The following is a 23,373-nucleotide window of genomic DNA, read 5'->3' on the forward strand; positions in this document are numbered from 1 at the left end:
ACACAGCACGGAACACGTTGCATCTCAGGCCTACCGATAGCTGCCGGTTTGCACCGACATGTCGCTAACGCAATCTACAAAAACTATTGTTTCTTGCCGCCGAACGGCACTACCCATAAGTTCTGCCCGCTGAAATCAGCCGCGTCCAACAATGCCCGGTAGGATGCACGGGTTTGCGGGTGCATGGCATCCGGGGCCAGATCGACCAGGGGTTTTAGAACAAAAGCATGCTTGAGAATTTCGTCCCGGGGCAGCTGCACACCCTCTATCTCACCCACACAATCATTGTAGGTGAGAATATCAATATCCAAGGTTCGGCTTGAAAACTTTTTCTCGCCCCGCACCCGACCATGCTCCTTTTCGATCTCTTTTAGACAGGCAGCCAGTTCTCCCACACTCAAGGCTGTCTTCAGCCCCACCACTAGGTTGTAAAAGGCATCACCATCGAAACCCACCGCTTCACTTTCGTACACCGGGCTGATCGACAAGGGGGAAAATGCCCGCTTTAGGGCATCTAACCCAGAGCTAATATTGTGCTCACGGTCGATATTGGAGCCCAGGCTTAGAAATACCTGAGCCTGAGACACGTCAGGCATTGGGACGCACACCCCGCTCAATGATCACCCCCACATCACGGGCGCCGCGCAAAGCGCCCGGCTTGCTGAGTCGCAATTTTAGCCACGGCACACTGAACTCATTCAACACCAGCTGCGCCACATTCTCCGCCAGAGTTTCCACCAACTGAAATTCACTGCCTTCAATAAAGGTGATCAACCGCTTGCCAATGGCTTTGTAATCCAATGCATCATCAATGTGATCCGAGGCCGCTCCTTTGCAAATATCTGCCGCCATTTCCAGATCCAGACTCACGGTCTGGCGGATGCGACGCTCCCAATCGAAAATGCCGATTACCGTATCCACTTTCAAATCATTGATATAAACAATATCCATACTGGCTCTCTTGCCGTGGCATTCATCGACGCTAGCGCACTGGATGAATCCCATTTCAGGTAATCAGATGTTACGCTTGCAGCTCAGGCAGCAATGGGATGCTGTGTACAATGGCCCCAAAGCACTACTTGGGTGCCAATTTCGCTGCCTCAGCGATGTGATGGGAGATTATAACCGGTGCAAGCAGGGACATTACAGGAAGTCTGGTTCTGGTTATTGCCATTGTGCGTAGCCGGCTATCTGATGGGCTCCATTTCCAGCGCCATTCTGGTCTGCCGTTTGTTCGGCTACCCAGATCCGCGCACCGAGGGCTCCAACAATCCCGGGGCCACCAATGTACTCCGTATTGGCGGCAAACCCGCAGCCGCCCTCACCTTGCTGGGCGACGTGCTCAAAGGGGTAATACCCGTGGTGCTCGCCCGCTATCTGGATATGGGCCCCTTTGTGGCCGCACTGGTGGGCGTCTTTGCCTTCTTAGGCCATCTGTATCCCGTATTCTTTCACTTTCAAGGCGGTAAAGGCGTGGCCACAGCCTTTGGGCTACTGTTTGTTCTGCACTGGCCCAGTGGGCTGTTAGCCGGCGCGACTTGGCTGCTGGTATTTGCCCTCAACCGTATTTCCTCAATCGCCTCACTGAGTGCCTTCGTGGTAGCTCCAGCCTGTATTTTCGCCTGGCTGCCCCAAGCCTTCTGGCCCATTCTGGCCCTTTCCATCGTGCTGATTCTGCGACATCGCAGCAACCTGCAAAAAATACTGCGTGGGGAAGAGCTGGGGTTCAGGAAGAAAAGCTAGCTACACGTTCCAACACGGCAAAACGTGATGATTTCTGAGACACACCACCAGCGTCCCCCTAGGGCGCCGGGCTGAGCTTACTGAGAGTAAACCGAACTTAATCCGCGCCTTGCAGCTTCGCCAGTTCCGTCAGCGGCCAGCGCGGGCGGATCTTGATGGGTAGCTCGGCCCGTTCCCCGGCCTGCAACCGCAGGGCTCCCGCAAAAGCGATCATGGCACCGTTATCCGTGCAGTATTGAGGCGCGGGGTAATAAACGTCCACACCCCGTTTTTTCATCTGTTCCGCCAACTTAGCACGCAACGACTGATTCGCACTGACCCCTCCAGCCATCACCAATCGCTTGTGGCCGGTCTGCTCCACCGCACGGCGGCACTTGATCACCAAGGTATCCACCGCCGCTTCTTCGAACGCACGAGCAATATCCGCCCGGTCCTGCTCACTTAACGCTTCTTTTCCGCCCAAATCATTGATGGTATTTAACGTGAAAGTCTTGAGCCCAGAAAAGCTCATATCCAAGCCTGGACGATCGGTCATCGGGCGCGGAAAACGGAACCGACCTGCCGTACCCTGTTGCGCCAACGTCGCAACACGGGGGCCACCGGGGTAACCCAAGCCCATCATTTTTGCGGCTTTATCAAACGCCTCTCCAGCCGCATCATCCACTGATTCACCTAAAATCTCATATTCCCCCAGGGCCTTAGCGTCCAACAGCAGTGTGTGGCCCCCGCTAACCAGCAGCGCCACAAAGGGAAACGCAGGGGCATTAGGCTCCAGCAAGGGCGCCAGCAGGTGCCCCTCCATGTGGTGCACGGCCACCGCAGGCAAATTCCAGCCAAACGCCAACGAACGGGCCACACCCGCCCCTACCAGCAAAGCGCCGGCCAGCCCAGGGCCAGCGGTAAACGCCACCCCATCCAACTGTTGCGGTTGGGTATTAGCCTCCGTCATGACTTCGCGTATCAATGGCAGCACCCGCTGCACATGATCACGGCTGGCCAGCTCCGGCACCACACCGCCATAGCGAGCATGCATCTCTACTTGGCTATATAAGGCCTGCCCCAATAGCCCCTGCTCGGTGTCATAGATAGCCACGCCGGTTTCGTCGCAGCTCGATTCAATACCCAATACGCGCATGGTGATCAACCCTGTGAAATTGCGTTGCCATGATAGCGATGAACCGTAGGATTTGCATTTCCTCACCACTAGGGTAGAATCCCCGCCTCGCCGCACCCCGGGACCACCTGAGCCCGCGGCGACCCCCATAAACTCTAATTTCTAGGAAGGTGATTCTTCATGCCTCAGGTGAAGGTGAAAGAAGGCGAACCGTTTGATGTGGCCCTGCGCCGTTTCAAGCGTGGCTGTGAAAAAGCGGGTATTCTCTCTGAAGTGCGTCGTCGCGAGCAATACGAGAAGCCCACACAAGAGCGTAAGCGCAAGCGTGCCGCAGCCGTCAAGCGTCACCTTAAAAAACTGCAGCGTGAGCAACTCGCACGCAAACGTTTGTACTAAGGTATAGACGTCTGATGAGTGCGCTCAAAGAGCAGCTCACTGCGGCCATGAAAGACGCCATGCGTGCCAAAGAAAAGGCACGTCTTGGTGTTTTTCGTATGGCGCTTGCAGCAATCAAACAAATTGAAGTGGACGAGCGCATCGACCCTGATGATGCACGTGTACTCGCCCTGCTCGACAAATTGATCAAGCAGCGCAAGGATTCAGCCACACAATACCGTGACGCGAACCGCCCAGAATTGGCGGAAATCGAAGAAGCGGAAATCGTGGTGCTTCAAGAATTCCTCCCCACCCAGCTCACCGATGCGGAAATTGACGCCCTTATCGATGACGCCATGGCTCAAACCGGTGCTTCAGGCATGCAGGACATGGGCAAAGTAATGGGTATTCTCAAGCCGCAATTGCAAGGCCGTGCCGATATGGGCGCAGCTAGCGGTAAGGTTCGCGCTAAACTCGCCTGAGCCAACCATACAGCGTTCCCGCTACGTTTTCCCTTTCATCCCAGTACCTTGGGGCGAAACAGACAGACACACACCTGACACCTTACCAGCCAGCGCCCGCATTAAACTTTCCCCACATCGGCAATTCTGCTTGAATAGCAGCCCACGCAGAGAGTCCGCGCACCATGGCACGCATTCCGGAAAATTTTGTTCAGGACCTTCTGGCTCGTACCGATCTGGTGGAGCTGATAGACGCTCGCGTGCCCCTAAAAAAAACTGGCCGCAACTACAGCGCCTGCTGCCCATTCCACCAGGAAAAAACGCCCTCCTTCACTGTCGCGCCAGATAAGCAATTTTATTACTGTTTCGGCTGCGGTGCTTCCGGCAACGCCGCGGGCTTCCTAATGGAATATGAGCACCTGAACTTTCCGGAAGCGGTGAAGCAACTCGCCGATCGCGCCGGCATGGAGGTGCCTGAATCGCGACCAGAAACCACCGCCGATCGCCAGAAAAAAGATCGCCTGCAATCCCTTTACGACCTGCTTAGCCGCGCCGAAAAGTTCTACGTGCAACAGTTACGCCAAGCGCCTGAGCGTCAAAAAGCAGTGAATTACCTTAAAAACCGAGGGTTAAGCGGCGAAATTGCAAAACAGTTCGCCATTGGGTTTGCGCCACCCGGCTACGACAATCTAATCAACGGCCTTTCTCTCACTGAAACCAGCCTGGAACAAGCCGTTACCGGTGGCCTGCTGGTGCGCCGGGAAGACAATAACCGCACCTACGATAAATTCCGGGATCGCATCATTTTTCCCATTCGCGATAGCCGCGGCCGCACCATCGGCTTTGGCGGTCGGGTGCTGGGCGACGGCAAGCCGAAATACCTTAACAGCCCAGAAACCCCCGTTTTCCACAAGGGCCAGGAGCTTTACGGGCTATGGGAGTGGCGCCAGAGCAGGGACCGCAGCGACCGCCTCTATGTAGTCGAAGGTTACATGGACGTGATCGCCCTAACGCAGCACGGCGTACCCAATGTGGTCGCCACCTTGGGCACCGCCACCACCGAAGATCACGCCCGCAAACTGTTCCGCCAGGTCAATGAAGTGATCCTGTGCTTTGACGGGGATAAGGCCGGCGTGCGTGCCGCTTGGCGTGCGCTGGAATCGCTTCTACCGGCGCTGGATGACGGCAAACAGGTACGTTTCTTATTCCTCCCAGACGGGGAAGACCCGGACACACTCGTGCGCCAACAAGGGCCAGAGGCGTTGCGAGCACTCACTGATAAAGCCGACGCCCTGTCCACCTACCTGTTCCGACATCTATCAGAAGGGCTGGATTTGGAGACCGTGGATGGCCGCGTCCGGCTTGCCCGCCTCGCCCTGCCCTACCTGGACAAGCCCGCCGGTCCGGTTTACCGCGCCCTGCTCACTGAAGAGCTCAGCCGCCTCACCCGACTGGACAAGGAATCACTGATCCAGCTCAAACCAGCACCGGCAGCACCCCGGCCTACGCCGAGCACCTCGTCACCGGCTGGCAACGCCTACGATTATGGGCATGGTTACGAGGATTTCGGTTCCCCGCCGCCGCCCACCGAAGACGACCCCGGCATACCCTACCCGGAAGATTTCGCCTTCGCGGACGGCGGCAACAACGGCAGCAGCAATAATTTTACCGCAGACAATCGCAACCGAATTCGCCCCAATCCACGCCAAAATGGCGGTCGCAAAGGCCCACTAACCTTGGCCGAGCGCCTGGTACTTGTACTGCTGGATTACCCATCACTAGTAGAGCAGCATCCGTTGCCGGACAACATCGAGCAACTGCCGTTACCGCATATCGACCTACTGACTCAGGTCGCTGGGCTGTGCCGACAAAATCATAGCGCTGCCGCCATGCTCGGCGCCTTGATGGCCCTTGAGCAGGGCGAAACATTATCTCGCCTGCTCAAAGCTAGCCTCAAACCGCCAATGGAAGAAGAAATGGCCACTCGGCTATGGCTCGATGCCCTATCACAGCTGGAAGTGACCCGCCTGGAAGCCGCATTAACAGAGGTAGAACAGGCCGGCATGCCCGACCCGGCGCACTGGCAGGCGCTACATAAAGCCTTGGCCGAAGCCCGCCAACACGCCCGCAAACCCTTCGACTAACCCGGCCAATGGTGCAGCCCCAGGGTTGCATTGACTGGCCGTAGACCCCATATCCCAGTATAATACGCCGTTTTCCCACGCCACCATCACGCTGGCAAGCGCAAGCTCCCAGCACGACGTTACGGGCTTTAATTGCATGACGACTCAAAAGCAGCAGCAACAATCTCAGCTGAAGCAGTTGATCGCACTAGGTAAGGAACAGGGCTACCTTACCTACGCTGAAGTGAATGACCACTTGCCGGACTCCATTACGGATACCGATCAAGTAGAAGACATCATTCAGATGATCAACGACATGGGCATCACCGTGGTTGAAAAAGCCGCCGATGCCGACCAGTTGACGATCGACGAAAGCGCCGACAGCACAGACGAAGTCGCCGCTGAAGAAGCCGCTGCCGTGCTCGCCTCCGTAGAGAACGAACCCGGTCGCACCACCGACCCGGTACGCATGTACATGCGCGAAATGGGCACCGTGGAGCTGCTCACTCGGGAAGGCGAAATCGAAATTGCCAAGCGCATTGAAGAAGGCACCCGTGAAGTTCTTCACGCCCTCGCCTTCTGGCCCGGCGCTGTCGATATGGTGATTGAAGAATACGCCCGCGTGGAAAACGAAGAACGTAAGCTCACCGACATCATTGCCGGCTACTTGGATCCCAATGACGATGGCGCGGCAGCGACCAACGCCAATCGCGATCCTGCTTTTGCTGAAAAAGCCAAGAAGGCGGCAGAAGAAAAAGCTAAGGCAAAAGAAAAAGCCAAAGAAGAAGGTTCTGACGATAAAGACAGCGACGACGAAGACGAAGAAGATGAAGGCGGCTTGGATCCGGTATTGGCCGCAGAACGCTTCGAGACGCTGAAAAAACTGCAAGAGAAAGCAGAACGCTCTCTCAAGCGTAACGGTCGGGACCATGCATCCACCGCCAAGGCATTAGAAGCGCTGGCAGAACACTTCACCCTGTTTAAACTGGTGCCGCGTATTTTCGACAGCATGCTCGTTGGTGCACGCGACAACCTGGACCTGGTACGTAAATTCGAGCGCCAAATCATGTCCGCCACCATCCGCCGTGGCGGTATGGATCGTAAGGATTTCATCAAGGCATTTCCTGGCAACGAAACCAACATGGAGTGGATCGATAGCCAGCTGAAAACCAAAAAAGGCAAAGCCATCGCCGATAAACTGAGCGTCGTCAAAGAAGACGTTCAGCGTGCCCAGCGTAAAATCAGCACTATCGAAGACATCATTGGCTTGCCCGTTGCCGACATCAAGGAAATCAACCGTCGCATTTCCATTGGCGAAGCAAAAGCGCGTCGCGCCAAGAAAGAAATGGTCGAAGCCAACCTGCGTCTGGTTATTTCTATCGCCAAAAAATACACCAACCGAGGGCTACAATTCCTCGACCTGATTCAGGAAGGCAACATCGGCCTGATGAAAGCCGTAGACAAGTTCGAATACCGCCGTGGTTACAAATTCTCCACCTACGCTACTTGGTGGATTCGTCAGGCCATCACACGCTCCATCGCCGACCAGGCACGCACCATCCGTATCCCGGTACACATGATAGAGACCATCAACAAGATCAACCGGGTACAACGTCAAATGCTGCAGGAAATGGGCCGCGAACCCACTCCAGAAGAGCTGGGTGTACGCTTGGAAATGCCGGAAGATAAAGTTCGTAAAGTACTCAAGATTGCCAAAGAGCCAATCTCCATGGAAACCCCCATCGGTGACGATGAAGATTCCAGCCTCGGCGACTTTATCGAAGACGGCAACATGGAATCCCCGGTAGATTCCGCCACCTCGCTTGGCCTGGAAGAAGCCACCCGCGACGTACTGGCCAACCTCACCGCTCGGGAAGCTAAAGTCCTGCGCATGCGTTTCGGTATCGACATGAACACTGACCACACCCTTGAGGAAGTGGGAAAACAGTTCGACGTAACCCGTGAACGTATTCGTCAGATCGAAGCCAAGGCACTGCGCAAACTCCGGCATCCGAGCCGCAGCGAGCACCTACGCAGCTTCCTCGACGGCGACCTGTAAAACCGGCAAATGCAAAATGCCTGGGCTGCGTTGCAGCCTGGGCAATAATAAAAAAGAGTACAGCCTTTCCCTAAACCAAATACACGTTATAATCTTCGCCCGCGCGACAGCGCAGGCAAGCGTCAGGCGTTCAACATAAGAAGACGTCAGGCGATTTCTCAGGGCCTATAGCTCAGCTGGTTAGAGCAGTCGACTCATAATCGATTGGTCCCAGGTTCAAGTCCTGGTGGGCCCACCATTTTCACCATAAAAATCAACAGCTTACAATCATTCAGCATCTCCAAGACAACTCTCTCAGGGTTCACAACTGTGTAACCCCAGCCTTCTACCTATTCACTTCCCGTTTCAAGCTCACAACAGATCAAAAAGTCAGCATTTGTCAGGGTTACACTGGGGTTACGTTTGAATCGCCACCAGTTCTCTAGACACTTCCCAGCCGTTCTTGGTGACGCTTTTCATACTCTACCGGTGACAGCTTTTCATTAGAACCATGGCGCCGCCGGTTGTTATAGAACATCTCGATATAATCAAAAATATCTGCCCGAGCGGCGTCACGGCTGCTGTAAATCTTTCGCTTTATTCTTTCCCGCTTCAACAGCTGGAAGAAGCTCTCAGCAACAGCATTGTCGTGGCAGTTACCGCGCCGACTCATACTCCCCTCCAGGTCATGCGCCCTCAGAAACGAATCCCAGTCGTGGCTGGTGTATTGACTGCCTTGGTCGGAGTGAACAACCACCTTGCCTTCAGGCTTGCGGCGCCAGACCGCCATCAGCAGCGCATCCAGCGCCAGCTCCTTGGTTATCCGGGATTGCATTGACCAACCGATCACCCGTCTTGAGAACAGATCCAGAACAACCGCCAGATACAACCAGCCTTCATGTGTGCGGATATAGGTAATATCCGTTACCCAGCTCTCGTTCGGCGCTTGCGGATTGAACTGCCGCTGCAGGATATTCGGTGTCACTTTGTGTAGCTCCCCGGCCCTATGGCGTGGCTTACGGTAACCAACCTGCGCTCGTATTCCCGCGTGGCGCATCAGGCGATGGACTCGATTGGGCCCGCAGCGCTCGCCATACTCGCGTAGATCCGTGTGGATCTTCCTGTAGCCATACACGGCTCCAGATTCCAACCAGAATTGCTTTATCAGCCCGGACAGGCGCTCGTCCTCGATTGCTCGAGCTGAACGAGGCTGTTTCTGCCAGGCATAAAAGCCACTGGGGTGAACGTCCAACAGGGAACACAGTGAGCGAATTGCCCACCGCTCGCTGTGCTCCTGAATGAAGGCGTACCTCAATCGGACTGACTGGCGAAGTACGCCGCGGCTTTTTTTAGGATGTCTCGCTCTTCGGTAACGCGCTTGAGCTCTTTCTGGAGTCGGCGAATCTCGACTTGATCATCTGCATTGGCCTGATGCTGCTCGGAATCCGGGCCAAACTTCCTGATCCAGGCATACAGACTGTGAGTGGTGACACCGAGACGATCAGCCACTTGGGCCACACTGTGACCACGATCCGTCACCTGACGAACTGCCTCAATCTTGAATTCTTCGGGATAGCGTTTGCTGCTCATGGATACCTCTCTGGTTGCCATTTTGTATGGCTGAAAGGTATCTAGCAAACTGGTGGCGATTCATTTGTAAAAACGATAATTATCTCGCCAACAGCCCAGCTGATGCACAGTGGCCATCCTCGTAATCTCCACTGACGCATTTCCCCAATCCCAGGGAATGCAAAACTGAGGAACTTAACATGGCTAAATCAAGCTCCAGCAAAGGCAGCTCTCGTCCGTCTACGCATCCCGGTCCTGGCGGTAACTGGCCCAGCAAGACCGGCAATCCTTCAGGCCCCGGTCGCGGCAACGGCAGGCAGGGCAAGTAAGGCGTAATTACTCGGCCCTCTGGATTGTGAGGGCCGATGTTTCTTGGGGTAGAGAGATGAAACGATACAGTAATGACAAAAACATCAATCAAAAGGTCCGATCATTGATCAAATCAGGCTGGGCAGTCAGACCCGGAAATAAGCACTCGGTGCTAATATCACCCCTAGGTTACCGTGTGGCCATACCCTCAACACCCAGCGACTGCCGTACTTGGCGTAATTTCAACCGGGATATACGACATATCAATAAGAAACAGGAACAGCTTCATGCTAGCTGAAACACCTTATCCCAATCCCTTCGAGCTTATCCGCTATGTGTTGCGCTGCCTTGACCTAAAGCAGTCCAACAAGCGCCTTGATGATCTGGCAGGGAAATCAATCTATGACCCTAGAGAGCTAACGAGAGAGCTGGAGCAGAGTGCTCCCTCGACCCTGGAAAAATATATGGGTCCAGTCGCTTCCGATAAAATATCAACAAGCCTCAGCACATTTATTGATCATTATTTGCGCGACATTGTGGGTAAGACTGCCGCTGACGGAGTAAGCAGAGCCGATGTATTGGGCTTATTAATTAGAAGCTGCATCAAGGAGCACCTTGTTGGCTTTGTAACAAAGCTAAATCAAGAGCTTAAAGCCCCTCACCCAAGCTTCTGGTTCTCACCAGGGGCGAATACTGTTGGTGCAACCTTTGCCTGGCTAGAAGAGCATCAACCCGGCATGACTGCTTATCTGGCCTCACTGAGCAAAGAGAACAGAGACAGAATTTCCTCATGGAGAAATGGCAAAGAACTGCCATCAGCTCAGTCTATCCAGTTGCTATTCTCCACAAGCAACCCATCAAAAACCTGTGAGATAACCAGAAACAGGAATTTCGCCAAGTCATTACTCTTTATGGCAAGGGCCGTCGATTTCATCAAAAGGCATGACCAGGGTAAAAGATTGATTGATGAGGCTCGTCTTTCAATCTGGAATGCAGAAAATGGGATTCATTTCGGCAACGCAATCGAGAGGATTCAGGCCCGATTATGGCTTACAGTAAAAAATAAGGATCAGCATGTTGGAAAATTACAACGCGACTTAATGCGAGGAACTGAAAAGTCCGATAGTGAGGGGCACCAAGAAACCATCAGACAAGTCAGAAAAATAATTCAATATTCAAGCAGCCTTAAATCTGCTCAGTACTGGATAGATTGGTACGATGCTAGGTGGCATGTTTTCTCCGGAGAATTGGAAGAAGCAAACCGGTTATATAAAGAATCGTTCGAGAAGGCCTCTTTTGTAGCAGGAGAAAACCTTAGAGACATCATAAGAGAGGCACTTGTCGTAGCCGCCAATCAATCCAAATCCGACATCGTCTTTCTTAAACAACTAAAATGGTCTCTTGTTAACTTTGGATATGACATCCCCTCGGCATCAGTATCCAAGCCGTCGAACACGGTTTCAGACACTATTGAAAGATGGGAAATTGAGCAGTGGAGAAGCGCATTCTTCAAAGTTTTCCCCAAAGAAGGCCTTTATCCTGGCACTGATTTTGGTTTCAAGGTCGACTCTACAGGCCCTCTAATTTTTACCGATCCTGGAAATATCAAGCCGGATTACCGGTATCCACGCAGAAAAATCAAGATTGGGGACACATGGAAGCGTTCCATGCCACAGATTGTCTGGTTTGCTATTAATGAAAATATTGAAGCTTGCAGGCAACTCTTAGAGAAAGGTGCTGACATTAACGTTCAATCTGAAGTCGGCGACACCCCTATCCTTATTGCTTTAGAGGCACTTAACTTAACAGAAGTTCCGTATCGATCTCTTAATGATGAACTTTATCAGCTTATATCAATGGAAAGGCATAATGGAGCAACCATCAACACGCGAACTGAAAAGAAGCGCTTGCTACCGATAATCTCGGCGGTACAAACAGGTCGATTTGAGATTGTAGAAAAGATTCTCTCCATGGGGGCAAATCCTAATGGACGAGGCAAAACTGATGAGCAAACCTCACTCACGGTTTGTTTGAAGCTCATTGGTATCCTTAAAAACCCAGAATTAAGCAAGAACGAACAACTTAGTATCCCAATCACACCCGAGACTCTTGACTCAATTCGTCGTTACTCTCAAGGCGCTTTCGGTTTTACTCTCGAGGACCAGATGAAAAATCTGGAACAGATGGAATCCTCAGCACTTTATCAACAGATCTGGGAGCGTTATCTCGACTTAATGTACCAACGCATTTGCGAAAATATGAACCTTGCAGAAATGAGGAGGGTAGCGTCTCTTCTGATCAAAGCTGGAGCCGACGCCAACGCCGAGCACAGCAGCCCAATCAAAGGCTATACACCATTGATGCTTGCAGCCGAACTCGACGAAGTTGATCTTTTTGAAATCATGCTTGTCCATGGGGGTGATACGGCAAAGACCTATGTTGACCCGAAATCAGGCAGAGATGTATCCATCAATGAAATTGCAAATTACTTTGATTCACGAGACATCCTGTTGCTGATGAGCCGACTAGCTCCAGCCCTCAATGACAAAGGCAAAATGTAAGTAACCACAAACCATATTGGCCGGATAGATCATAGTCTGGACAAACTATGCCATCAAAATCCGGCCAACTTATGGTTACACGAACATATTTTTTCCTTTTAAATCAGGAGGATAATAAAGCTGTGACGCCCCCCCCTTCAGCCATTTAGCCTGGCACCAATCAATTTCTCTCAAAGGTACAATTTCGGTACAGTGTGAGCACCTTACCAAAATAAGGCTGGGCCGGGCCGGTTAGCCATCCCGCTGGCATCATCTAGTCGATGATGTACAGCTGAAGAAGTGCTTCTCGGCTGCCAGCAATTATCACTTCCCCTAAATTATTGCTGAGCTGCGTAAATCGCCAACCCCGAGACAACATCAAGGGTAGACTCTGAGCTCTGAACATCCTTGTCTGGAAAAACCCTTTCGACCAGTTCCTTGACGCCTTTTGCACGGCTCATACCGCCCGTAAGAGACACCATATCGAAGTCTTCATCAGAAAACTCCTGCAGCAGAACCTTGAGCTTCTCTAGATATCGAGCCATCGCATCAGCATAGATAGCGCCATCAATATCGACCCCACGCTCTTCACCGATAAAGTCGATCACCTTTCGACTGCGACTTTCCTGCCGCCCCAGCTCAATCTTGCTCTCTTCGGCCAACCTGTTTAATCGAATGGTATTACCGGATTTTTTGAGGTGATTCAGGCGCTCCCTGAATGGCTCCGGCACTAGGCGAAGATCCGCCTCAATAAATTTTTTCTGGTATTCGATATGCTGAACGTTAGCGGCATAGGCGAAATAGGAGTTCAACGCAGGGATGCCCCTCACCTCCTGGCCCTTTCCAAAGAAGGGCATATACCCCTTCTTGTTGAGCTCACGATCTACGTCATTCCCCCCTAGCAGATAGCCCTGCTGCCGATGAGGAATTGGAGCGGGCTCAGCACCGCCAAGGGTCACTAACGACAAATCCGCCGTACCACCGCCTAGATCAACCACCAGAACCTTACGAGGAGTATCTTGAGAAACGTGGAATTGGTAGGACGCAGCACTAGGCTCATACATGAAAGAAACATTGGACATGCCGGCAAGCTCAGCTGCATGGGTAATAATCGAAATAGCCCGATCATTTTCCACATCACTCTGCTTTTTCCCGAAGTTAACGGGACGCCCGATAACAACCCCTGTTACTTGCTCTCCCTGAAATTGCTCTTCTACGGCACCAACAACCTTCCTGAACAAGCTGCCAATCGCCCTTTCCAGAGGTGCCGAGAGCCTGGAAGACAAATCATGAGCAAGAAAAGCCTTAGGGTTGTAGAGCAAAAGTCCCTTGCGATCATTATTCAGGTAGGCATCAACTGCCTCATTGCCAAACAACGCGCCTTCAAGCTGGCTTTCCTCCAGATTCCCAAGAACGCGGTCTTTACCTGCTTCTGATTCAAGCCATTGTCTGCGGGCTGTTTCAATTGCCTGCTTATCCTTATCTGCTCGCGTCGTTTCTACAGGCTCAGGAATACGGATAATTGCGTCGCTCAACATCCTTTGATACTTCGCAGACAGCTGTCTATCCGCGTTATAACCAGCAGGATCATTCCTGGCTTGGCTAGTAACCCTGACTCTTTCTTCTCTCACCCTGTCACTGTAATTTTCTTTGGCCTCCGTCTCTGAGCGAATTAGGGCTGAACGAATAGAGGCTATTTCGGTTTGGTGATCATCAGCATTAAAAAAATCTGCACTTGGTGCATAAGGAGGAAAGTAGATTGCTGTACGAAATTGCGGCTCACCATCAAACATGATTCGGTGAATCTCACCATCCCGATAGACTGCCAATGCTGAAAAGCTGGTACCAAAGTCAAAACCGATCTTCATTGTTATTCCTTAATCCAAACCCTGCCCTGTACTAGCCGACACTTGCTCATCCTGCCAATCTCCATAGGTCTTGCCAGTTCCTTCCACGGCCCACTGGGTGCGCCCGTTAGCGCTACGGCCGGAGATGACGGCAGCAGCGCCGCTGGGGCTGGAGAATGCCTGGTCAGCGGTAAAAGTGGTGAGGCCGCTATCGGTGGGGATCAGGATTCTGTCTTCCAGCAACTGATTGAACAGGGTCTTATAGCCGCGATCGGTACCCACCCACTCTTCGCGGGCCAGAGAGCCCTGCAGCACAAAAAATTCGCCATCCACTTCCTGGCCACGAGCCTTGATATTGTGTTTAGGCAGTTCCAGCACAAAATAAGGAGATTCCTGCGGTTCTGCTGGTTGTGTCTTGGGCTGGCTGGCAGGGCGTGTGCTGTCGCGGAGGAAGTCGAACCCCAGCACCGGCAGCACGGTGCGGATCTGTTCCAGAAAGAAGGCCATGTCGGCCAGGTCCGCTTCCGGCAGATTGATATAGTCGTGGGCGGTACCGTTGACCAAGGTGCAGCGCGCCACGTCGCGAGCATTTTGGATCAGCAGGCTCTCCAGGTGTTTAACATGGGCCTTGGTCAGGTTTTGGTCTTTGCTGGTAACCAAGCAGACTTTTTCCCAAAAATCCTTACCGCCTTGCCCCTCCGGTCTATTGTGCTGCTTGAGGCGCTTACCCACATCGTCGGATTCGCCGATATAAACTAACGAGCGAAAGCTGTTATCCGGGTCTGGCCCCACCAAAAAATAGATGCCCGTGCGCCCCACTTCCGGGCGCGGCACCAGTTCGCTAAGTTTGGAGCGTGGACCGGTAAGCACATGGCCGGTCCAGTTCATAATCTCGGCAGAAAGTAGGCCATTGGGCGCACCGTCTACCAGAAACAGTCGAATGCTACGGCCTTGTGTCATGGGATATCCTTTTCCATTATCGATTTTTCTTATATTGAGGCGGTACTTAAGCCCCTCTGCTGGCCGAGGGAAAACCTAAATCACTGTCCGGTAGTTAGTTAACCACGACACATAAGCCTGAGGCTTGAGCCGTTAAAGACCAGATGCTTTAGGATTTTTTAGGCGGCGAATTAGTGGGTCTCCCAACAATTTAGGCTGGCCTTAAATACCTATCGAAGGATACCTATCAAGAAACTGATGCCAAACCACCTGGATATCCTCCCCCCTCGTCACGAACCACATCGCCCCCAGCGTTAGGGCAAAACCGCGCTCGTCGAACAAACCGCCCCGGGCTCTGGGCCATCTTCAATAATAGGTGGGGGTATGTGAGAGCAAATTGCTGTAGGCAATGCACGTCACCCAGGAGGTAAAGCCCCCTGAGGTCGCGCCAGTGGAAGGACGCAAGCCTTCGCCGGCAACACCGCGTTCCACAGCGCACCATTTTTCAGCCTGGTAATTAAAGCTTTTTCACCCGCCGGTTTTTTCCTTTGATTTTGCCTTTCAGTAATCGTTCGAGAGCCAAGTCCGCACTCTCACGATCGATAGCCACATAGGCCTGATAATCCGTGACGGTAATTTTTCCCACCTGATTACCCGCAATGCCAGCATCACCGGTAAGCGCACCGAGGATATCACCGGGGCGCAGCTTGTCTTTGCGGCCTGCACCGATACATAAGGTGATGGTAGGCGGCTGCATTGGCTCCCCCTCTCGAGGCTTAAGGCTATTGAGCGGATGCCAATTCAAAGGCGCGCCCTGCAACTGTTCAATAGCTATAGCGCGCCGGGATTCACGGGGGGCTACCAGATTAATAGCCAGCCCTTTTTCGCCGGCACGGCCGGTGCGGCCAACACGATGGATATGGGTTTGCGGCTCGTGGGACAACTCCGCATTGATGACCATATCCAGGTTATCAATATCCAGCCCCCGGGCCGCCACATCCGTGGCCACCAGCACCGATAAGCTGCGGTTGGCAAACAACGTGAGCACCTCATCGCGCTCACGCTGCTCCAGGTCACTGTTGAGCACCATGGCTGACAGCCCCTGACGACAAAGCTGATTCACTACATCCTGGCATTGCTGCTTGGTCACACAGAACACCACGCAGGATACTGGACGGAAACAGGCAATGGCGCTGGCCACTGCCTCTTCGCGCTGGAACGGCTCCACTTCATAATAGCGCTGCTCGATCTGGCTATTATCGTGCAGGGTTTCCACTTCTACATGCTGGGGATTACTCATGAAAGTTTCTGCCAGCTGCTTGATTCCCGGCGGGTAGGTGGCGGAAAACAGCAGGGTTTGACGGCGTGGCGGCGTCTGCCGAATCACCTCCGCAATGCTGTCGTAAAAGCCCATATCGAGCATGCGATCGGCTTCATCCAATACCAGCGTATTCAGCCCGTCCAAGCTCAGCGTCCCCTTACTCAAGTGTTTTAGAACGCGCCCCGGTGTGCCAACCACAATCTGCGCACCGTGCTCCAGTGAGCCGATCTGCGGGCCGATGGGTTGCCCACCACACAGGGTGAGTACTTTGATATTGCCGGGACCACGGGCCAACCGGCGAATTTCCACGGCCACTTGATCTGCCAACTCCCGGGTTGGGCACAGCACCAACGCCTGGCAACCGTAATAGCGCGGGTTCAAAGGGTGCAGCAAACCAAGCCCAAAGGCTGCCGTCTTGCCGCTACCGGTACTGGCCTGGGCAATCACATCGTGCCCTTTAAGCAATAACGGCAGGCTTTGCGCTTGTACGGGAGTCATGGTGACGTAGCCCAGCGCGTCCAGGTTAGCGAGCATTTCTGGGGTCAACGGCAGGGAGGCAAAAGAAGAATCGGTCACGGAGGTAGCCTGTGGCAAAGGTGGCAAGAAAAAACAGCAAGATACAGAGCAAGCAGTGTGGCCAGTGTAACAGTTGTGGCATTCTAATGAGGATCAAATTCCTCGCTGCCGGGCAGCTCTGATATAGTACCGGCAACCGGGAAAGCTGCTAATCATGTCATTATTCCATCGCCCTTCATGCCTAACTCACCTTCATCGCGAAGAGCTCGCCACCGGGCTGGTGCGCGTGGGCTGCCACTACGCTCCTGAACGACTTTGCGACGATAGTTTTGCTCAGGCAGACATTCCCTTGCCCCCGTCTCTGAGCACCGCCGTGGCGAAACGCCGAAGCGAGTATCTGGCTGGGCGTTGGTGCGCACGTGAAGCGCTGGCGATGCTTGGCGTGAGCGGCATTCCTGCTCTGGGGGCCGATCGAGCCCCGCAATGGCCCGAAGGCACCCTGGGCAGCATTACCCATAGCCAGGGTATCGCTGAAGTCATGGTCGCTGACGCGCGCCATTGGCTAACCGTGGGGCTGGACACGGAGCAATGGCTCAGCGCAGAACGAGCGGCACGACTATGCCGCGAACTGCTGACCCATGAAGAACGGGAACAATTAGAAGGGTTATCGGACATTCAGCGTGCCAACCGCATCACCTTAATTTTTTCTGCTAAAGAAAGTTTATTCAAGGCACTCTACCCGATTACCGGCAAGCGGTTTTATTTTCACGACGCAACGCGCCGGGACTCCCGTTCACTAACGCTACTGAAAACCTTATCCGCGGATTGGAAGGCCGGCACCACCATTCCGTTTCGTTGGCGCGAACGCCAACAAGGTGTTTTGAGCTGGATCGCCCTGCCCCGCTAAGACGCCGGTGTTGAAAAAACCGCTCAACTCTGAGCGTGGCCTAAGGCATGCAAATCATGTGTCATATGGCGACGGGCAGGAGGTTTACTTTTCTTAGGGACAAAGCACAACAGATGTGCGCTTCAGGTCATGCCTTTTCGGCACAGCCGTGGGCAGTCTTCACACAACGCGGTATCCGGTAGTCGAAAACGGATACAACAGGTGCGACGCACCGTCAGCAGAGTGCCAGTATTGGCGTTCATCCTGTCCTGGTAGGCTCCGAAAAAGGGGTTCCTTTCACCGTTTTCAAAAGCAGGCTGAGCAAACAATGCTAGCCCCGGCGACCACAGCATCTCTGGCAGGCCGGCGCCTTTCAGTTCACCCGTAAACCAGTGAATATAACGGCTAGCATTACTCCACAGCACCCTAGGGGACAACCCCAGCGCCTGCTGCCAAGCCGTAATCACCGGCTGCAGATTGTCTCGCATTATTCCCTCAAACCGAGAAAGCGGGTGCTCCGAGGGCACCAGCAGCTGCCCCTCATTGGGCAGCACAAAGGCGCCGGGCAGCCCTTGCTCATCCAGCTCTATCGCCAGAGCATCCACTGCGAGCGGCAGTGCACGTTGCAGAATCAGGTTAGCGGCCAGCACCGGGGGCAGCAGGCGCAAGAAATAATACTTACTCCAAATGGATAGCAGCGCCCGCTCATCTTCCCCCTTCAGATCAGGGCGAAATTGATATAGCGACTGTCGTAACCGCCGGGCATCAAACAGGTCCGTTAACGGGATGGCCGAATCATTCGGCTCGGCCAACCGCAACAACGAACCATAGGAAGAGAAGCCCCCTTGAAACAAGGGGGCCAGAGCAGGAATCATCAGCTCGCGCAGGCCGTGGCTATCGGCCGGCTCTGCCGTTCTATCAGCGCGTCCACCACCTCCTGGGAACGCACCGCCAGGATCGACAACAGGGTATCGCTAAGACCGTGGGTTTGCTCACAACAACCCTGCAGGAACACATTGGCATGGCAGCCTTTCGCCATCGGCAAACGATAACAACGCTCCACCCCTTGCTCAGACATCCAGTGCGCCATGGGCGACAGCAATTGTTCATGCCCATTGCGGTTATAGCCTGTAGCCAGCACCACCCCATCGTAGACTTCGGTCTGTTCCACGCCGGTGTCCTTGTTACGTAGGGTCAACAGCACACGGGTGCCATCGTTCTGCACACCAACGATATCTCGGTTGGATAAAAACCGATGCTGAACCTTGCCTGTCACTTTCTGCAAATAAAGGCGTTCGTATATTTGTTCAATTTCCGCTAAGTCCACTACCGCGTAGTTGGTTTGACTAAAGCGTTTGAGAAAATCCTGCCGCTCCGTTTCTGGGCGAGCGTAAATAGTATCCGTGAAGCCAGGATCAAATATTTCGTTCACAAAAGCGCTGTCATCCGCCGGGTGCAGGGCACGACTACGGCTGATCAGGTCCATCTTGCCATCCGGGTACTGATCCATCAGGTCCAGATAGATTTCTGCGGCACTTTGGCCTGCCCCTATTACTGCAATACGCGGTGTCTCGTGGCGACCAAAACGCTCGTATTCATGTTTGTAGCGGGAAGAGTGAACCATGTTGTTACCCATCTTGCCGGCGAACACAGCCGGAATTTTTGGGTACCCACCGATACCAATCACCAAGTTGCGGGTAAAAATTTCGTTCTCACTGCCATCGGGATTCCGTGAACGAACACGCACCCATTCCACTTCGCCACCCTGTTCCACCGGCTCAATAGCGATCACTTCCTGGCCATAGTGCACATGCTCTTTAAACTGATCGGCGGACCAACGCATGTAATCGTTGTACTCAACACGAGTGGGGAAAAAGGTGCCCATATTGATAAAAGAGTCGAGACGATTATTGTCGTGCAGATAATTGACGAAGGTGAAGCGGCTGGCCGGGTTGCGCAAAGTGGCCAAATCTTTCAGAAATGACACTTGCATGCGCGTACCTTCCAGCAGCATGCCCCCATGCCATTCAAAGCGGGGCTGCTTTTCCAGGAAACAGTAACGCAAGCCATCCAGGTCTTTGTGTTCGTCTAGCGCAATAGCAATGGCCAAGTTGGCCGGACCGAATCCAATACCAACGACGTCATATTCTTGAGAATGAACGCTCATGGGGTATGTCCTCAATGTGTCGGAAACCGAACGGTTTCCGGGTTATCCATACACCGACACATCGGGCATTACCGATATGCCAGCCACCTGCTGCCGGATAGTGGTGGGCAGCGCGCCATGGCGGTTCGGTAAAAAACCGAACCGAGATTTTCAGCTCAGCTCACAACGCTCAAAAAATGCGTCACGGTGCAGCACCATCAGGGCTGCGCGCTTGTGCGGAAAATCAAACTCCTTTGGCTTGGCAAATCGCCTGGCTTGAAGGTGTTGAATCATCTTGTCGTTATCCGAACGGGGCTCAGAAACAATCCTTGTGGTACGACAATCATCGAGAAAAAGGTAATGGCAAAGCGCGTTCAGCCATGCCTTAACCTTATGCGGACCACGGTGGTGATCTTCACCTACCAACATGTGAATCCCGCGGTCAAAATCTTGCGCATCGTAGTAAGGCCCGATGCGATCTTCCTTTGCCCAATACGCTTCAAAATAAGCAAAGGGTTCATCATCAATACACCCGATCAGGTTAAGCACCCGAGGTTCTTTCGCCTGACGTTCCAAGTAGGCGCGATGCTCGTCCAGCGTCCCACTCTGTTCCCAGAAGGCGGCCACGCGCTCACTGTTCTGCCAGCGCATGAACCGGTGCAGATCTTGTTCGATATCCAGCGTGCGCAGGGACACCCATGCCTGAATACCGGTATCAAAACGGCGGTAAACTTCCCCCACCGGTTTACAACGGCGTCGCGGGTGACGCCGGCCAGATTCATCCATGATCATAGTGACCGGATATGGCAAGGGATTGCCTTGCCGTAGCCAGTCACCGGGCAGCTGCCAGAGCATGTCACGCTCAAGCCATGCTGTCTGGTTCTCTCTGTGAACCATAAAGGCCGCATGAAAGCCGCTCTCGAATTGCAGGGCATTTACCTCGGCATGCGAGACAAAAAATGCCCAAGCGGCCCGACATAATTGGGCCGGATCGTCGGTGGACTGCTGGACCCTGGCAGCGGTGTCTTCCACCACCACGGTCAGCCAATCTTGATCATTACACTGGCACCGCCATTGCGGCGCCAGCTCCTGATCGAACACATCCAACTGCTGCCCGTTGGGCAGCAGCATAATGGTGTGGCGGGCATTACCACGCATAAGTCACGCTACCGATCACACTGCGACGGTCGCCATACCAGCAGTAATAATCACAGGTAGCGACATACTCTTTGTCTTCCAGATTTTTCGCCGCCACTTGGAACTTGAAGTCTTTGTAGCGATAGCTCACCGTGGCATCCCAAAGGGTATAGGACGGCACTTTCAACGTTTCAAGATTATCGCCATAGGTGTCGCTGACGTAACGCACGCCGGAACCAATGGCGAAGCCATTCAGCGGACCATCCAAGAAGGTGTACTTAGCCCAGGCAGAGTACAGAGTATCCGCAATATTCACCGGGCGATTGCCTTCTTCAGCAGGGGTGCTGTCGGAAACAATTTCCGGGTTCATCCAGGTCGCATTCGCTAACAAGCTCAAGCTCGGGGTGATATTGGTAACGGCTTCCAATTCAATCCCTTCACTTTCCACTTCACCAATCTGCTTAAAGGCAGGTGTACCCGCTGCACCGGAAGCCAAGTTTTCTTGGGTAATCTTAAACGCCGCCGCGTTGAAGTAGCCGTCCATGCCTTCCGGCTGGAACTTGATTCCCACTTCGATCTGATCGCCTTCCTGAGGCTTAGCTGCTTCGCCATTCTGATCCAGCTGTAGAATTGGCTGGAAAAACTGCGAATAGCTGGTGTACGCGGTCACGTTATCATTTATCAACCAAGCGAGGCCCGTGTTGGCGGTCCATTTATCGTTGTCGATTTTCTGCTCAACACCCGTGGATTTATTCTCGATCTCACTACTGGCGCGGTCAAAACGAGCCCCAACGGTCAGCACCAGTTGGTTATCAAATTTCATCTGATCCTGTAGGTAACCACCCACCTGATACGCATCGATAGTGGTGCGCTGCCGCTCCGTTACTTCGGTACACACAAGAGTGCTGAAATTACAGGAAACCGGGGTCAGCTCACTGGCATCGCGATACTGTGGGTCAAAGGGGTTCAACGTCGCAGGCGCAAACACCCCCGGCGCAGCCTCGTACCCCATCAACGGATCACCAAAGCTTTTGCCATCAATGTGCAGGCTTTGATAATCAAGCCCTGCCAGCAAGGTATGCTCGACGTTATTAATCGACCACGTATGAATCAAACGGTTATCCAGGTTAACGCCGTAGGCGTCACCGTCTTCATCAGTAAGGCCACGAATTGCTTGCGAGTCGCCACTGCCCGGCATATACCCCAGTGTGTACATTTGCTTCAGATCTACATCAATATGCTGGTAGCGGGCACTCTGCTGGAAACTAGTCGAATCATTAAACGCATGATCCAGCTGATAACCGAACGAGACCTGGGTACGCTCAAACTTCTCGTAATCCAGGTTGCCAATGGCAACATCATCGTCAATCTTGCCATTGGGGTTTGGAGAAATCGTACCGCTGGATGGCAGAAACTGCAGGTACGGATCAGAGTCATCTTTCTGATAGGAGGCCAACAGCGTCAGCTCAGTTCGATCACCTAGCCCCAGTTTTAGAGACGGTGCCAGCATGGTGCGCTCAGCTTCCAGGTCGTCCACTTGGGTGCCGTTTTCCCGGCCCAAAGCAATAACACGCCAAGACACATCTTCAGAGGGCGCCCCACCTACATCAACAGATATTTGCTTGCGGTCATAACTGCCGTATTCCGCGGTTACGGAACCAAAAGAATAATCCTGAGGACGCTTACTGATTACATTGATCACACCGCCGGGAGGGGTCTGCCCGTACAACACAGACGCCGGACCACGCATAATTTCTACACGCTCCTGGGCAAAAGGATCAAGCTGCCAGCTGTAAAAGCCATAGGAATAAACTCGTGTGCCATCACGGTACAAACCATTGTTCGCCTGTTTGAAACCACGAATAACAAACCAGTCTTGTTTGTTATCTTCGCCATAGAAGTTGGCCTGGATACTCGGCGTGTACTGCAGCGCATCTGCGATGCTGACGGAAGCACGATCATCCATCTGTTCACGGGTAACAATAGAAACCGCACGAGGTGCTTCTTTTACCGGTGTATCCGTTTTAGTGGCCGTCAGGCTGCGCTGCCCTACATAACCAAAATCATCACCACCGTATACATCGTCCGACTGCTCGGCATTCACCTTGATGGTCTGCAATTCATCAGCGTCCTGCTGTTCTTCTGCCCAGACAGGTGATGCCGCCATTGCCACCGCTATTGCCAGCGCCAGTGGATTGCGGCCCCACTTCAGCCCCCGGATCAGCCCGCTCTCGGTCCGATTCCCCATGGTCGTTCTCCTAGCAATCGTAAGACACATAGTAATAGTAATGATTCGCAACCGCATTATA

Annotated in this window: 19 protein-coding genes and 1 tRNA gene; 9 read left to right on the top strand and 11 right to left on the bottom strand. The window is 53.3% G+C overall.

The features are described 5' to 3' along the window. Positions 1-83: 83 nt before the first annotated feature. Together folK and folB are read right to left on the bottom strand one after the other, a co-directional pair. On the bottom strand, positions 84-596 hold the full coding sequence (gene folK / locus AS19_RS10590) for a 2-amino-4-hydroxy-6-hydroxymethyldihydropteridine diphosphokinase (protein WP_011589335.1): 513 nt from the start codon (positions 594-596) through the stop codon (positions 84-86). Next, positions 589-951 (bottom strand): dihydroneopterin aldolase, encoded by a 363-nt coding sequence (gene folB, locus AS19_RS10595; protein ID WP_035459183.1) that lies wholly within the window; start codon positions 949-951, stop codon positions 589-591. Before folB ends, folK begins: the two co-directional genes overlap by 8 nt. Before the next feature lie 177 nt (positions 952-1,128). Here folB and plsY point away from each other — a divergent pair, with 177 nt between their 5' ends. Further along, positions 1,129-1,743 (top strand): glycerol-3-phosphate 1-O-acyltransferase PlsY, encoded by a 615-nt coding sequence (gene plsY / locus AS19_RS10600; protein ID WP_011589337.1) that lies wholly within the window; start codon positions 1,129-1,131, stop codon positions 1,741-1,743. Between the two features lie 97 nt (positions 1,744-1,840). Here plsY and tsaD read toward each other — a convergent pair whose 3' ends face one another. Further along, a complete protein-coding gene (tsaD, locus tag AS19_RS10605; RefSeq protein ID WP_011589338.1) occupies positions 1,841-2,878 on the bottom strand; it encodes a tRNA (adenosine(37)-N6)-threonylcarbamoyltransferase complex transferase subunit TsaD in 1,038 nt (345 codons plus the stop codon). Positions 2,879-3,037: 159 nt separating this feature from the next. On the opposite strand from tsaD, the gene rpsU reads away from it, so the two are divergent. The 5 genes from rpsU to AS19_RS10630 all read left to right on the top strand — a co-directional run bounded on the left by rpsU (position 3,038) and on the right by AS19_RS10630 (position 8,113). Next, positions 3,038-3,253: a 30S ribosomal protein S21 gene (gene rpsU, locus AS19_RS10610; RefSeq protein WP_007148705.1), complete on the top strand. Its 216-nt coding sequence runs from the start codon at positions 3,038-3,040 to the stop codon at positions 3,251-3,253. 14 nt (positions 3,254-3,267) lie between these two features. Next, positions 3,268-3,714 (top strand): GatB/YqeY domain-containing protein, encoded by a 447-nt coding sequence (locus AS19_RS10615; protein ID WP_011589339.1) that lies wholly within the window; start codon positions 3,268-3,270, stop codon positions 3,712-3,714. A gap of 164 nt (positions 3,715-3,878) precedes the next feature. Beyond that, a complete protein-coding gene (gene dnaG / locus AS19_RS10620; RefSeq protein WP_046962064.1) occupies positions 3,879-5,837 on the top strand; it encodes a DNA primase in 1,959 nt (652 codons plus the stop codon). Positions 5,838-5,973: 136 nt separating this feature from the next. Continuing rightward, a complete protein-coding gene (gene rpoD, locus AS19_RS10625; protein ID WP_011589341.1) occupies positions 5,974-7,875 on the top strand; it encodes an RNA polymerase sigma factor RpoD in 1,902 nt (633 codons plus the stop codon). Between the two features lie 161 nt (positions 7,876-8,036). Then, positions 8,037-8,113: transfer RNA gene (locus AS19_RS10630), tRNA-Ile, on the top strand. A gap of 183 nt (positions 8,114-8,296) precedes the next feature. On the opposite strand, the gene AS19_RS10635 is transcribed toward AS19_RS10630, so the two are convergent. Continuing rightward, positions 8,297-9,444 (bottom strand): IS3-like element ISAbo1 family transposase gene (locus AS19_RS10635; protein ID WP_144412639.1). Its coding sequence is split into 2 segments (ribosomal slippage): positions 8,297-9,207 and positions 9,207-9,444, totalling 1,149 coding nucleotides; the frame shifts between segments, so codons are not numbered across the junction. A gap of 179 nt (positions 9,445-9,623) precedes the next feature. On the opposite strand from AS19_RS10635, the gene AS19_RS14290 reads away from it, so the two are divergent. Together AS19_RS14290 and AS19_RS10645 are read left to right on the top strand one after the other, a co-directional pair. Beyond that, the gene (locus tag AS19_RS14290; RefSeq protein ID WP_255346557.1) at positions 9,624-9,752 is read left to right on the top strand and encodes a hypothetical protein; all 129 of its coding nucleotides are present in this window, start codon (positions 9,624-9,626) and stop codon (positions 9,750-9,752) included. A 267-nt stretch (positions 9,753-10,019) separates the two neighbouring features. Next, entirely contained in the window at positions 10,020-12,293 is a 2,274-nt protein-coding gene (locus tag AS19_RS10645) for an ankyrin repeat domain-containing protein (protein WP_011589361.1), read from the top strand. Between the two features lie 317 nt (positions 12,294-12,610). On the opposite strand, the gene AS19_RS10650 is transcribed toward AS19_RS10645, so the two are convergent. The 3 genes from AS19_RS10650 to dbpA all read right to left on the bottom strand — a co-directional run bounded on the left by AS19_RS10650 (position 12,611) and on the right by dbpA (position 16,955). Continuing rightward, positions 12,611-14,140, bottom strand: coding sequence for an Hsp70 family protein (locus tag AS19_RS10650; RefSeq protein WP_011589362.1), 1,530 nt, complete (start codon positions 14,138-14,140; stop codon positions 12,611-12,613). A gap of 9 nt (positions 14,141-14,149) precedes the next feature. Then, positions 14,150-15,079, bottom strand: coding sequence for a GIY-YIG nuclease family protein (locus AS19_RS10655; protein ID WP_011589363.1), 930 nt, complete (start codon positions 15,077-15,079; stop codon positions 14,150-14,152). 496 nt (positions 15,080-15,575) lie between these two features. Next, the gene (gene dbpA / locus AS19_RS10660; RefSeq protein ID WP_011589364.1) at positions 15,576-16,955 is read right to left on the bottom strand and encodes an ATP-dependent RNA helicase DbpA; all 1,380 of its coding nucleotides are present in this window, start codon (positions 16,953-16,955) and stop codon (positions 15,576-15,578) included. Between the two features lie 154 nt (positions 16,956-17,109). Here dbpA and AS19_RS10665 point away from each other — a divergent pair, with 154 nt between their 5' ends. Next, positions 17,110-17,802: a 4'-phosphopantetheinyl transferase gene (locus tag AS19_RS10665; protein ID WP_011589365.1), complete on the top strand. Its 693-nt coding sequence runs from the start codon at positions 17,110-17,112 to the stop codon at positions 17,800-17,802. Positions 17,803-17,924: 122 nt separating this feature from the next. Here AS19_RS10665 and fhuF read toward each other — a convergent pair whose 3' ends face one another. The 4 genes from fhuF to AS19_RS10685 form a co-directional block, all read right to left on the bottom strand. Beyond that, on the bottom strand, positions 17,925-18,656 hold the full coding sequence (gene fhuF / locus AS19_RS10670; RefSeq protein ID WP_011589366.1) for a siderophore-iron reductase FhuF: 732 nt from the start codon (positions 18,654-18,656) through the stop codon (positions 17,925-17,927). After that, a complete protein-coding gene (locus AS19_RS10675) occupies positions 18,656-19,948 on the bottom strand; it encodes a lysine N(6)-hydroxylase/L-ornithine N(5)-oxygenase family protein (protein ID WP_011589367.1) in 1,293 nt (430 codons plus the stop codon). Before AS19_RS10675 ends, fhuF begins: the two co-directional genes overlap by 1 nt. A gap of 150 nt (positions 19,949-20,098) precedes the next feature. Continuing rightward, positions 20,099-21,085, bottom strand: coding sequence for a GNAT family N-acetyltransferase (locus AS19_RS10680; protein ID WP_011589368.1), 987 nt, complete (start codon positions 21,083-21,085; stop codon positions 20,099-20,101). Further along, positions 21,075-23,312: a TonB-dependent siderophore receptor gene (locus AS19_RS10685; RefSeq protein ID WP_011589369.1), complete on the bottom strand. Its 2,238-nt coding sequence runs from the start codon at positions 23,310-23,312 to the stop codon at positions 21,075-21,077. Before AS19_RS10685 ends, AS19_RS10680 begins: the two co-directional genes overlap by 11 nt. Positions 23,313-23,373 lie beyond the last annotated feature (61 nt).

This window comes from Alcanivorax sp. NBRC 101098 (assembly GCF_001010505.1).
Lineage (GTDB): Bacteria > Pseudomonadota > Gammaproteobacteria > Pseudomonadales > Alcanivoracaceae > Alcanivorax > Alcanivorax borkumensis.